Source organism: Lutispora thermophila DSM 19022 (assembly GCF_900142105.1).
Lineage (GTDB): Bacteria > Bacillota > Clostridia > Lutisporales > Lutisporaceae > Lutispora > Lutispora thermophila.
Genome location: NZ_FQZS01000040.1, coordinates 1 through 12,554 on the forward strand (window position 1 = coordinate 1; position 12,554 = coordinate 12,554).

A 12,554-nucleotide genomic window follows, 5' to 3' on the forward strand; every position below is an offset into this window, starting at 1 on the left:
CATATTCTTCTTACAGAAACCAAGCCAGGCATTTTCTGAATCAATGGTTAGTAATTCAGCAACAATGCTTAAGGTAATTATTTCACTATCACTCATCTTAGAAGTATTGATATTGCAACGTTTTTTAATATGTGTTGGAGTTACTTCTTGGTAAATGTCGTCAATTATGACATAAGCGACAGTTATAAAGTCTTTTAAATCTCCAATTTCTTTGATAGAATAGTTTCTATCAGACTCCAGCATATATGTGACCCCCTATCATTTTTGTGGTTATTAATGATAGGTTACATAATATGTTGGAGTTTTTCATTCGTAGATTTTTGGTAATTCAAAGCTAGCACAACAAGTTAATTTAATATCTATGTAGAATTATAAGTAAAATCAAAAAAATGATTGTTTGAAGAACATTTTTAAAACGCTCTAAGTGTTACAATTGCTTTTCAAGATAGTGATCAATCTTGAAAGAATACATCAATTGAAAGAGCAAATTGGAGTCATCAAAATCTATACCGCATATATCTTCTATTTTCTGTTTTCTATAGTTTAGGGTGTTCCTATGGAGATATAGTGTGTCAGCTGTTTTCTTCATATTAAAACCTGTTTCTGTCAGTACTTTAAGTGTATTATAAAGTTCTGTCCCCTTTTCATGGTCATATCTGCGAAGCATAGCCAACGCAGGATGGCAAAACCTGCCTAATCTAAACTCAAGGGGAATTGTGCTGAGCATGGAATAAAAACTATATTCTGTATAATGGTGTATATTATTTTCGCTTCCCAGAAGTTGTGCAAAACGTATAGCTTCATCAGCTTGATTGTAATAATTGGCAAATAAGCTTGGTTGTGTAAAAGCATTGCTTATTCCCACTTGGAGATGGTCGTTTTCGCATAACAATTTTAATTCTTTCATAGCTGAGTAGTTTATTTTATCATCCTCATCTAAAGGGACTATTAGGATCATTTCTTTCTGATAATATATGGAAGGGGCTTTGGGGAAAATGTTTTGTAGCTTATTCATCAATTCTCCTTTTACGTAATTATGACCGTGGTAATATGAAGGTCTGACGACAAGAACCTTCATTCTCTCAGGAAATGAAAGATCGCTGGCTTGGATTCGTGCATTTGCATGCTCTGGTTCAATTCCTTTCAGCATATCTGAAAGAATGCTTTCATAAAGATAAGAGCGGAGACATATATTATCATGGTTGCGAAGAATCATTTCACCGGCAGCTTTGCTTATCAATGGAAGCAGTTCTTTACTTTGAGAATCGATTGGTGAATGACATTGAAACATAAATACATATCCTAATAAGCAATCTTGGGAAAGAATCTTGCTGCATAGATAAACCATCTGGTTTTGAGAGCATATGCTTATAAAAGCCTCTGAGGTCTTAGGGGATGTTTTTTTTAATCTTAATTCTTTTATATGTTCCATAAACTCGAAAGGACAATAACCTCTTTCTATGCTTTGTATCCAAAGAGGGTCCGGAACATCAAAAGGGGTAGAATAGGCGAGAATTTTACCGCTTATATCGAGAACAGCAATTGGATTGCCACAAGCCTTTGATGTTTCGCACAAAATACTTGAAAGACTTTTTCCGTCTAAAATCATTTTAAGCATCTTCGAATAAGTATGCTCTGCTTTTAATGATTTTATCAATTCTTGCTTGATAAAGTTGAAAACTGAAGCAAAATCATATTTTTCTATTTTGGCAGAATTAAATAAAGATTTAACATAGTCTGAGGAGCCATCATCAAAATATAAAAGTGAAAGAGGAGGATTAATTTCCCTGTTTAGTTGTGCCAAATGACCAATATATAAAGTATCGTCTTTATATGAGTATGTATCATTATCCAATAAAGCTATGTCAACAAATTCTGATTTCTGTTTAATGTTAATGCAATTTAAGGTATACTTATTTTTTATCAAATCTATCATATCTGAGTATTTCATATTACCACCTCAGCTACATTTTATGCAATGTGCACAAAGACTGCAAGCTTTTTCGTTCAACATCACCCTATTTACATCCTTATAAGATTGTTAAAATGTAAGCAAGCAATATGCTAAAACTCAACAATATGACGCATTAAACATTAATCTAATTTTAGAGGAAGGTGTGTTTTATGAAGTACGAAAAGCTGTTTTCAAAAGGGCAGATAGGCAATCTTCAGTTGAAAAACAGAATTGTAATGCCTGCCATGGGTACAGGCTTTGCATCATCAACTGGAGAAGCCTCGGATGAGATCATCAGGTATTATGAGGAGAGGGCAAAAGGTGGATGCGGTTTAATCATAACAGAAATTACTCGCATTGATGATGAAACCGGTGTTGGTATGAGCAATCAGCTTAGTGTGACCAGCGGAAGACACATCCAAAGGTTGGTAAGATTGGCAGATGCAATTCATCGCCATGATGCCAAAGTATTTGTACAGCTTCATCATCCGGGCAGAGAGACTTATGGGCGATTGCTTGACGGCAAGCAAATTGTAGCACCAAGTCCTATAGCCTGCAAAGTTATAGGAGAAGTGCCTCGTGAATTGACTACGGCTGAATGTGAAGCAATGGTGAAAAAATTTGTGAAAGGTGCAGTTATAGCAAAAACTGCCGGTATAGATGGAGTAGAAATTCATGCGGCACATGGCTATCTTGTGAATCAATTTATCAGTCCTTACACAAATAAGCGTACTGATAAATATGGAGGAGACTTTTTCAACAGGATGCGTTTTGTTACAGAAATTATACAGGGTATTCGTTTTGCTTGCGGCCCTAAATTTCCCATATCAGTTCGTATAAGCGCAGATGAATTTATAGAAGGAGGCTTAACTCTGAAGGATACTGTTAAAATAGCCAGATATCTGGAGAGCATAGGCATAGATGCTATAAATGTAAGTTGTGGTACTTATGAATCAGGCTATACAATTATAGAACCTGCTTGCATGCCTGAGGGTTGGAAAAAGGATTTGGCAAAGACCATAAAAGCAAACGTAAAAATACCTGTGATTGCGGTCAATAATATAAAGCATCCAGAAGTAGCTGAAGCGCTTTTAGAAGAAAGAGTATGCGATTTTGTGGGAATAGGTCGTGGTCATTTAGCCGATCCTGAATGGGGAAATAAAGCGAAATATGGGAAAGAAGACCAACTGCGCAAGTGTATCGGTTGTATGAACTGCTTTAAGATTGCAAATGCCGGTCGTCCAATTGAATGCACTGTAAATCCGTTAATCGGCAGGGAAGAATTCTTGGGGGATGACAAGCTGATAAGGAATGGCAATGGGCGAGCTGTAGCTGTTATAGGCGGAGGTCCCGGAGGAATGCAAGCAGCCTATGTATTGGCAAAGAGGGGCTATAAAGTCGTACTATTTGAGAAGGAAGCATCTTTAGGTGGAACTTTAAATATTGCTGACAAACCACCATATAAGAAACTAATAACTGAACTTATAGAAACTATGGCAGCACAACTAAAAGCCCTTGATGTGGAAGTTCGCTTGAAAACAGAAGCCACTATTGAGACAATAAAGAAGTTGAATCCCTATGGAGTAATTTTAGCAGTAGGAGGGAAACCAATAATTCCGAATCTGCCAGGCATGGACAGACCTAATGTTCATACTGCCGAGGACGTATTATCAGGAAAAATTGTATTAAAAGATAGGAACATAGCAATAATAGGGGGCGGTGTAACAGGGCTGGAGACGGCAGAAGTATTGGCCAAAGATAATAAAGTCGCTGTAATAGAAATGATGAATGAAGTAGGTGCATCCCTTTATCCAAGTGTCCGTGCTTTATTGTTAAAGAGACTTAATGAAGCAGGCGTTGAAATTGTTACCGGTCACAGTTTGGATTCTATAAAAGAAGAAGAAATAGTTATGAGAGTAACAACTACTGCTTTTGAGACAAGCAGAAAAGCAGATACTGTTGTATTAGCCATTGGAGTAAAGGCCAGAAAAGAAATCGTAGATGAATTTGAAGAGGCCTTCGATAAGGTTACGTCTGTAGGAGATGCCTGCAAGCCAGGTTTGATAGGTGATGCCATTAAAGAAGCAAACGATAAGGCATTCGTATTTTAAAGGAGGGAATAGCGGTGAAGGATTTCAAAGACAAAGTTATTGTTGTTACCGGAGCGGGAAGCGGTATAGGTGAAGCTATTGCAAAAGAAGCTGTACTTCATGGGATGAAGGTAGTAATTAACGACATTGATGCGAACGGTTTGGAAAAAACTTTAGAGGATATTAGGGCCATGGGAGGAGAAGTGGTGTCTCAGTGCGCTGATATATCTCAACTAAAGAATGTACAAGCACTTTATGATTTGACCATGAGAACTTATGGACAAGTTGATATTCTGGTTAACAATGCAGGTGTGGCAGTCTCTGGACCAATATGGGAGATTCCTGTTCAGGATATCAACTGGATAACTGAAGTTAATCTGTTAAGTCATGCATATGGTATGCGGATATTTATACCAAAGATGATTGAACAGGGAACAGAAGCGGCTGTCATAAATGTAGCTTCTACGGCAGGTATTATGGTATCTCCTAATGCAGTTATGTATCACAGTACAAAAGCCGCAGATGTAGCGTTGGCAGAAAGCACTTATCTCGGATTAAAAGCAAGGGGGATAAATAATATTCAAATTCACGCATTATGTCCTGCCTTTATTCAGACAAAGATATATGAAAGTGATAAATATCGTCCTGAGAGATATGCCTCTATGGATGATCCATACTATCAGAGTCAGGAGTTCAAAGCAGGATTTATACGCAGCAAACGCTCAGTGCTGGGAGGAATACCAATTGATTCTGTTGGTATGACAGTATTTACTGCACTAGAAGATAATAAATTCTATATATTCACCCATCCTGAATCAATATATCCTGCAAGCCAAAGGTTGATGAATATGGTGAATGGAAAGAATCCTGCATAAGGCACATATTAAAAGTTGACATCATATAGGCTAAAAAAGTAATGGTCTGCATCCTTCAGATAAGAATCTGATTCGGTGCAGACCTTATTTTATCATTGGATTTTGATTATTGAGCATGAAACGGATAGCTCATTGAAATAACTCCTGTCAAACTGTATTTTCTATATTATTACAAGCTCATAATAATATTTTGGTGGAGCAACTCCTATATCCGGTAAAAGGCCAGTAATTTATTGAAGTTACAAAGGCTTGCAGCACCAGCGATACCAGGATAATATTCAAGCACATCATCACTAATGCCATAGGTCTAATAATTGCACAACTACCTTTGCAATGGGATCTGTTATTCTGATTATTTCTTCCTTGTGCTTCATAGGTCAAGGTTTGCATCTCGTTGCAAATATGCAAAACCAAGATGCAATGAAGTTGAATATTCATTGAGAAAGATAGATGATGAACATTATGTTTCATATATATTGTATTAATGTTATATTGACCATAAGAAGGTGGATGAAATCCTACACCTATTATATGAATAGTAATGCATGTTTTTTAGACTGATAAGTGACAATCTGATGGGTTAAAAGGTGCAGATCACAACAAGCTATCATTGTGGAAGAAGGCTATCTATGAACCATTGAAGGAGTTAAACTACAGGAAGAATGAAATGTCGCCGAACTTGAGATGCCTTTATTTCAAGGACAAAAACAGCAGGCATGATTATAGATGTTGAAAAGTTATAAGAAGCCTTCGACAGAATAGAAACATGGATATACTCATGTGAGTTGGTCCCCAACTTTCAGATAAGAGCCTGAAAGGATGCAGGCTTTAATTTATCATTATATAGGTAGTTGCTCATATCATTAGCAATAAATTGAATAGAATTTGATAATGCTGAGGGACAAGTGCCAGAAAGTTTAAGTTGACATTATCAAACCAAGGTTTAGAATATAATATATGAATTTATTATTGAGGTTGCATGATAAAAGTAATAAAAATATTTATAAAGATAAGGGGTAAACTCAATGGATGAAAATAGCATAAGAGTTACAAATGCCATAATACATATTTTAGATACAAACATGGATATTCCGATTTTATCTAATACTTTGCTGGGACTCAACGGAGAAATCAGGGATTTTATTAAAAACCATATATATAAGACCATGACCAGCGATAACTGCAAAAACACCATATTGGAAGGAGAAGAAAATTATTGTCTCAATCAGCTTAAGATGTATGTGGAGGATAATGACTTTGTTGCTGTAACACAAAATTTATCCACAAAGTTATTCCAATTTATGAAGCAAAATGTTGATATTCCATCTGGAGATGTTGTGTTTGCAACATTTAACTGTGAAGGAGAATCATATTTTTCAATGCTGAAGATGAATTATAAGAGTTGTTTTATACATTATGTTGAAAATACAGAGGAAGGCGTGAAAAATACCATAATAAAGAATCATACCATCCTTCCATCCGAATCCCAAACTTTAGATGAGGTTATAATAATCAAGCTGGACGACTTTTCTGTCAAACTCATTGAGAAAAAATATCTGATAAATGACAAGAAGGAATATTATTTGTCTCAGTATTTTCTTGAATGTCAGCCAGAGCTGTCTCCAAAGGCAAAGCTGGACATTGTAACCAAGACGGCAGAACAGATAAATAAGAAGCATTATAACGATGATGTAGAGAAAAAAATGAGATTTAAGAAAACTCTCTATGATAATTATGAAGCAGATGGGACTGTAGATGTAGTAAAAGTCATTGATGAAGTTTTTGAAAATAATTTGGATGCTAAAAATGAGTTCAAAGAAAGGATAATGAAAAAAGGGATAGATAAAAGAGAAATCCAGTTGCAAAACAGAAACAGCTTTAAAAAGCTTGAACGCCAGATTATCAAGACTGATACAGGCATTGAAATAAACATACCTCTTGAACAATACGAAGATAGAGAAAAATTGGAGTTTATCAATAATCCAGATGGAACTATATCCATATTGATAAAAAATATAGGCAAAATTGAAGGTAAATAGCACTGAGAGAGGCTTCCGAAGTTATGTGGAGTAAAGCAACTTCAAACAGATTAATATGAACTATATGTGTTTTGCTGTTTAAGATAAATAAGTTTGAAGGTGCTCTTACTTCTTTTAAATATTTTACATTGCCCATAATATTTATTTTGCGGGCAATGTAAAATATTTTGATGTATGTAAAAAACTCTATTGTAGAGCAGGAGTTAAATTTTCATCTATCATTATCGGTATCCATTCTTTTCTGAGATTCCTTAATATAAGCATAAGGTCATCTCCATTGATTAGTTCAATTTCAATTTCTTTAGGCAAACCAGACGCATATTCTAAGGCTTCATTAGAAAAATATGCAGAGGTTATAAGCTTGCCTTTTTTTATGCCGTCTCGATACATGGCTCCTACTAGTTTTTGAATCTCTGGCCTTTCGACATGATGGTTTTCTAATTCCCAGTCCCAAAGCTTGCATTCAATATAATATTTTTCTCCTTTTTTTGTCGCTATAACATCTTTGCCGCCATCTGCGACGAATGGAGCAAATTCTATATTTTCGAAACCCATGGCAGATAACAACCTGCTGCAATACACTTCAAAAGCATCTTTATCTTCTATTTTTTTGCCTTTGAATTTTAAGAATTCTTCTTTTTCGATAATGTTCAATGCACGAGCATGAGCTTTTAATTTATCAATTCTCAGCTTTTCCTTTTCAATAGCTAAGGATTTATGCTTGTAATAGAGTTCAATTATTTTACTGGTTGAGAATATGGCTATAAAAGCTGACAATAAATAAGTAATACTATCCATTTCATCATCCTCCTTGAAAATAGTATGTCTTGTTATAGCATATATAGTCAAAAATTAATTAAAAGGTGAAAATGCAAAAAATGAAAATTACTAAGTAAAAAGTAGAATAAGAGCTTGAATCATTATAATGATCTGCTGAAATATATGGCTAAACAGAGAAAAGATGTTTACAGTTTCATTAACAAAATGCTAATATGAGCTTGAAAAAGATATTAACAAAGAGGGTGTTAACATGAATAAAGAGATTATAGACTTAATAAATGAATATGTTAAAAATTATAAAGATTTGAAGCATACTGAAACTGATTGGAGAGATCCTGTCATTGGATTTGCTGATGCTAATGATATATTATTCTATAAGTTAAAAGAGATAATTTCGCCTAATCATGCCATACCTTCAGACATTATTCCAAATGCTAAGTCGGTTATTACTTTCTTTTTGCCTTTTTCTAAAAATATTGTTGAAAGCAATGTGTTTGGTGAAGAAAGTTCAAGGGAATGGGACTACTCGTATATAGAAACAAATAATTTGATTAGTGACCTAAATAAGTTTTTATATGATAAATTAACTGCAAGAGGATACAATGCATCATTACTTCCGGCAACATACAATTATGATAAGGAAAAATTAATCAGCGATTGGTCACATAGAAGCGTTGCATATATTTCAGGCATCGGAAAATTCGGAATCAACAACATGTTAATTACAAAAAGCGGATGTTGCGGCAGGGTTGGCAGTGTTATAACGGATATTGAGTTAACACCTACAATAAGAACAGATGAGGAGTATTGCCTATATAAGTATAACGGTACATGTAAAAAATGCATAGAAAAATGTGTAAATAATGCCTTTGTGATTCAAAATGGCAAAGTGCTTTATGATAGAAAAAAGTGCAATGAGCAAATTTATGACAAGATAGTTCCGAAATACCCCATCGGTTTAGGAGATACATGCGGAAAATGCATGTGTGATTTGCCTTGTTCCTATGAAATTCCAAGGAAATTGGATAATTAGTAAGGTAATTATAACAATTATACTATTTATGTATAATATAGTATATAACTTATCAATTTATGAAATGCCTATTTATTCAATAACGAATAGAGGGATATTTCTATGATATTGCGCATCAAAACTAAGGATTTGTATGACTTATTAGTGTTTAGTAAAGTGAAAGAAAACTTACAAAACTGATGAAGGAGAATTTTAAAAGGTTAAAAGTGGGGCGAATGAAGACTATGGATGAAAAATTTAAAATAGAGAGAAGAATGTCTCCAAACAAGTATAATGGCAGGAATGGCTGGAAGCCTGATATGATAGTAAGTCATATTACAGAAGGTGACTTTGAAAGTTCTGTAAGTTGGTTATGCAATCCTGAGTCTCAGGTATCTTCCCATTTTGTTGTGGCAAAAGACGGAAGGGTCATGCAGTTAGTGGAACTTACAGATAGTGCATGGTGTAATGGTACTTCTACTGATATCAAAAATAGCAACCATTATAGTATATCAACCCTTGAACAGGTTAAAGCAAGGAAGACTAATGCAAACTATTATACCATATCAATAGAGCATGAAGGCTTTTCAAACCAAGGTCAAGGAAAATTAACGGATATTCAATTAGAAGCTACTATATGGCTGCATAAATACATTGTAGATGAAGTAAAAAGGATATACGGGGTTGATATACCTTTGGATAGAGAACATATCGTAGGCCACTACCAGATAGATCCAATAAGGAAATCGTTTTGTCCTGGACAAAATTTCCAATTTGAAGAAATTTTAAAAGCTTTGAGAGAGCATGTGGCCAATATGGCATTGGATAAATAGAACATCATAAACACATAAAATAGTTTATATGCCGATGATAAGGGTTATTATTCTCTATGAATACTACCCTTTCTTTTTATTTAGGAGTTATATTACTCCAACGTTAACTATGTAATTGTCTGTTAGTTTTTGCATTTCCTGAATCGAGCAACATATATTAATTGGCATTCTGTCAAATATGCAGCCTATTTTATCCCCTGTTCCAGATTTGAAAACAAATCACAGTCAAAAAATTCACGAACGCTGATGCCGAGTCCGTCACATAATTTTTTAATGGTAGCAATTCCTGTGTTATACGTCTTACCGTTTACAATATCATTTACGGTTGATTGGGTGATGCCTGAAATGTTACTTAGAGCGTTGATTGTCAGATTGCGCTCTTTGCACAATTCTAGGATGCGTTTTATAACGGCTTGAGATATATTCATTTTATCACCTCTTAAACGTTATTACATTAATCAAAGTCTAGCAATTTATCTTAAAAGAAGTTAACGAAATACCGTTGATACGAGTTTAAAGGTGTATTATACTAACGGTATAATGTTAAGAAGAGGATTTATTAATGTAAAGGTCCTATATTAAATGTTGGGGTGTAAAAACTCAAATATTTTTCAAAAAAAGAGGCAAGTCATATAATTAGAGGCGTGTCTCTTTGCTTACATGTAACCTGTATGTAATTTGTGTATAACTCTATGTATAATTTGTCATAAATATAATGAATTATGCGCAATAGTTACACTACAAGTTGGATTTTTGCCAAGAACATTTTACAAGTCTTTGAGCAACATTCCATAAACGAAGCTATTTGTCCACTCACCTTTATTTCAATAGTCTTTCAAAAAGTGAGCTTCCTTACGCATGCCTTTCCTTTTGCAAAGTTTGGCAGAGGAAATATTTCTATCATCAATATTTGCCTGAATGCGATGTACTTTCACATTATGGAACAGATATTCCACAACACCTCTTAAGGCTTCTGTGGCATATCCTTTACCTTAAAACTTACCATTAAAAGCATACCCAATTTCGACTGTATCTTTCATTCCAGTGTACCATATTGTAAAGCCTTTTATACTGTTGATTATTATACTTTTATTAAAAAGAAAGTTAACAATAATACAATAAAATTTTGGATAAAATTATAAATGATTATCGGAATGAGATTGGTAGTCGAAAGGCTGCTCTATTTTATTACGGTTGATAATAAGGATTAATATTAAAAAACAGTTGATCCACCATTCCTGATTAAGCTAGAGCAGTATAAAGAATATATATTTATATACATTGACCTTAACATTAAAGTGATGTAAATAAACTAAAAAAGACCGAGTCAGCGGTCTTTTTTTATACATAAATCCGTTGTGTTTGCTTATTAATGGTGCCGGAGGTCGGACTCGAACCGACATGCTTTGAGGGCGCATGATTTTGAGTTTTGCAGCATAACCGGAAACATCGGGAATGTAATGCACTTTAGCGGAAGTTACAGACCGCCGGAAACCTTGTAAAATCGGCTTTTCCGGCACTTTAACCTCTGAAAATCCCACCGTTTCAAAGCTTATACAAAAAACTGATTTTGGAACAAATTTTGGACGTTGGAGGGATATTGGAGGGATGTGGGGGGATGATCAGATAACTCACCATCCACATAATAACTACAACAAATGTTAATTAAAAACTAATATTGTAACAGTCACTCCTACCACTGACAAATAATTTAGGAGTTGATGACTGTGAGAAATGAAGAATATTATAAACGAATTTTTGAGCCATATCCTGACGTAGTTACCCTGGAACAATTCAGGACTATGTTAGGCGGCATTGGTGATAGTACAGCGCGAAAACTTTTAAGAGGAAACCATGTAAAGCATTTTTATATTCGTGATACTTATATGATACCTAAAGTATGGGTTATTGAGTATATACTAAGCGATCATTATGCTGAATACCGGCAAAAGTTAAAAGTGCAGGTTTAGAAGTAATTAAAATCGAATGAACAAGAGGACATGGCTTTTCGGCTTATGTTCTCTTTTCATATATAAATCAAGCCACGTGGAGTGCGTAATAGGAATGCAAAGGAAAGATACGTAGAAATCCTTAGTTTTCAGCACTTTGCGAAATTCACTACTTTCACAACAGACGGCGATGATTTCAGGAATAAAGTATTAAAAAATAAAATTGATGTATCCGTTGTTCTGGATATGGAGTGTGTAGACATGTTTAATGCGTGCGTGGATTAGAGTGTTTAGGCATGTCTATGTTACGCAGTGTGATGCAAATTTGAGACTGGGCAATTATGATGGAATGTCGGTTTTTTATCCGGCGCTCTCATTTTATATACATTAGTAAATCAATTTTTCTGTTAAATAAAATACGTCAAATTCAATAGTAATTGATGAGTAGAACATGATTTTGCAATTAGTGTCGTTTATATATATATTCATTTGATAAAGAGCACAAAGGAACACGGAATTATTAGAAAATTGGTAATTATTGTGATATAATAACATTAACAATTTTGTTTGTATTGTTATCTTAGGAATATGGCTATTGAGATGACTTTTTCGGATCAGTAAAGATATAGAGCAAACAGAAAACAGCTTTGTACAACTATCTAGATGCTTTCTGTTTGGACCTATGTCAATATTTTAGACACAAAAACTCGGATTTACTATGCTGATTTTCTAGCCATATCCTCACATTGCTGAGGGGTAATATACCCAATGCTACCATGGATTCTCTTTCTGTTGTACCAGGATTCTATGTATTCAAAAATTGCCAGTCTTGCAGCATTAAAATCGTAGTAGGTTACTAGGTTAACCTCTTCCTTTTTTAGGGCAGCATGAAAAGACTCAATACAGGCATTGTCATAGGGATTTCCCTTAGAACTGAATGAGTGAATGAATTTAATTTCTGATATATATTCTGAGAATCTAGAGCTTGTATACTGTGATCCTAAATCACTATGTAATATAAC

Annotated in this window: 10 protein-coding genes and 2 pseudogenes; 6 read left to right on the top strand and 6 right to left on the bottom strand. The window is 34.5% G+C overall.

What is annotated here, in order from left to right; genetic code table 11:
* Together BUB48_RS16680 and BUB48_RS16685 are read right to left on the bottom strand one after the other, a co-directional pair.
* Positions 1-243 (bottom strand): annotated as a pseudogene (locus tag BUB48_RS16680) (IS982 family transposase); the annotation flags it as partial.
* Between the two features lie 184 nt (positions 244-427).
* The gene (locus tag BUB48_RS16685) at positions 428-1,951 is read right to left on the bottom strand and encodes a PucR family transcriptional regulator (RefSeq protein WP_073027931.1); all 1,524 of its coding nucleotides are present in this window, start codon (positions 1,949-1,951) and stop codon (positions 428-430) included.
* Positions 1,952-2,124: 173 nt separating this feature from the next.
* Between BUB48_RS16685 and BUB48_RS16690 the strand changes: the two genes are divergently transcribed.
* The 3 genes from BUB48_RS16690 to BUB48_RS16700 all read left to right on the top strand — a co-directional run bounded on the left by BUB48_RS16690 (position 2,125) and on the right by BUB48_RS16700 (position 6,958).
* Complete coding sequence (locus BUB48_RS16690; protein ID WP_073027933.1) at positions 2,125-4,065, top strand: NAD(P)/FAD-dependent oxidoreductase; 1,941 nt, start codon at positions 2,125-2,127, stop codon at positions 4,063-4,065.
* Between the two features lie 14 nt (positions 4,066-4,079).
* A complete protein-coding gene (locus BUB48_RS16695) occupies positions 4,080-4,919 on the top strand; it encodes an SDR family NAD(P)-dependent oxidoreductase (RefSeq protein WP_073027935.1) in 840 nt (279 codons plus the stop codon).
* A gap of 1,025 nt (positions 4,920-5,944) precedes the next feature.
* Positions 5,945-6,958, top strand: coding sequence for a nucleoid-associated protein (locus BUB48_RS16700; RefSeq protein ID WP_073027938.1), 1,014 nt, complete (start codon positions 5,945-5,947; stop codon positions 6,956-6,958).
* A gap of 186 nt (positions 6,959-7,144) precedes the next feature.
* Here BUB48_RS16700 and BUB48_RS16705 read toward each other — a convergent pair whose 3' ends face one another.
* Positions 7,145-7,756, bottom strand: a complete 612-nt coding sequence (locus BUB48_RS16705; RefSeq protein ID WP_073027940.1) for a restriction endonuclease — start codon at positions 7,754-7,756, stop codon at positions 7,145-7,147.
* 232 nt (positions 7,757-7,988) lie between these two features.
* On the opposite strand from BUB48_RS16705, the gene BUB48_RS16710 reads away from it, so the two are divergent.
* Together BUB48_RS16710 and BUB48_RS16715 are read left to right on the top strand one after the other, a co-directional pair.
* Positions 7,989-8,771: an epoxyqueuosine reductase gene (locus tag BUB48_RS16710; RefSeq protein WP_073027943.1), complete on the top strand. Its 783-nt coding sequence runs from the start codon at positions 7,989-7,991 to the stop codon at positions 8,769-8,771.
* 224 nt (positions 8,772-8,995) lie between these two features.
* Positions 8,996-9,583: an N-acetylmuramoyl-L-alanine amidase gene (locus BUB48_RS16715; protein WP_175548458.1), complete on the top strand. Its 588-nt coding sequence runs from the start codon at positions 8,996-8,998 to the stop codon at positions 9,581-9,583.
* 185 nt (positions 9,584-9,768) lie between these two features.
* Here the strand turns inward: BUB48_RS16715 and BUB48_RS16720 are convergent, their stop codons facing one another.
* Positions 9,769-10,011 carry a helix-turn-helix domain-containing protein gene (locus tag BUB48_RS16720; protein ID WP_073027947.1) on the bottom strand — a complete coding sequence of 81 codons (243 nt, stop codon included), beginning with the start codon at positions 10,009-10,011 and terminating at the stop codon, positions 9,769-9,771.
* Positions 10,012-10,407: 396 nt separating this feature from the next.
* Positions 10,408-10,698 (bottom strand): annotated as a pseudogene (locus BUB48_RS19260) (GNAT family N-acetyltransferase).
* Positions 10,699-11,304: 606 nt separating this feature from the next.
* Between BUB48_RS19260 and BUB48_RS16730 the strand changes: the two are divergent.
* Positions 11,305-11,553 carry a hypothetical protein gene (locus tag BUB48_RS16730; RefSeq protein ID WP_068555072.1) on the top strand — a complete coding sequence of 83 codons (249 nt, stop codon included), beginning with the start codon at positions 11,305-11,307 and terminating at the stop codon, positions 11,551-11,553.
* A 695-nt stretch (positions 11,554-12,248) separates the two neighbouring features.
* Here BUB48_RS16730 and BUB48_RS16740 read toward each other — a convergent pair.
* Positions 12,249-12,554 (bottom strand): integrase core domain-containing protein (locus BUB48_RS16740; RefSeq protein ID WP_139250030.1); only part of this gene is annotated, 306 nt, incomplete at its 5' end.

Bases quoted from the DNA above. Each gene is read 5' to 3' on its own strand.
- BUB48_RS16720 (WP_073027947.1), bottom strand. From the start codon at position 10,011: ATGAATATATCTCAAGCCGTTATAAAACGCATCCTAGAATTGTGCAAA.
- BUB48_RS16705 (WP_073027940.1), bottom strand. From the start codon at position 7,756: ATGGATAGTATTACTTATTTATTGTCAGCTTTTATAGCCATATTCTCA.
- BUB48_RS16690 (WP_073027933.1), top strand. From the start codon at position 2,125: ATGAAGTACGAAAAGCTGTTTTCAAAAGGGCAGATAGGCAATCTTCAG.
- BUB48_RS16700 (WP_073027938.1), top strand. From the start codon at position 5,945: ATGGATGAAAATAGCATAAGAGTTACAAATGCCATAATACATATTTTA.
- BUB48_RS16710 (WP_073027943.1), top strand. From the start codon at position 7,989: ATGAATAAAGAGATTATAGACTTAATAAATGAATATGTTAAAAATTAT.
- BUB48_RS16685 (WP_073027931.1), bottom strand. From the start codon at position 1,951: ATGAAATACTCAGATATGATAGATTTGATAAAAAATAAGTATACCTTA.
- BUB48_RS16730 (WP_068555072.1), top strand. From the start codon at position 11,305: ATGACTGTGAGAAATGAAGAATATTATAAACGAATTTTTGAGCCATAT.
- BUB48_RS16715 (WP_175548458.1), top strand. From the start codon at position 8,996: ATGGATGAAAAATTTAAAATAGAGAGAAGAATGTCTCCAAACAAGTAT.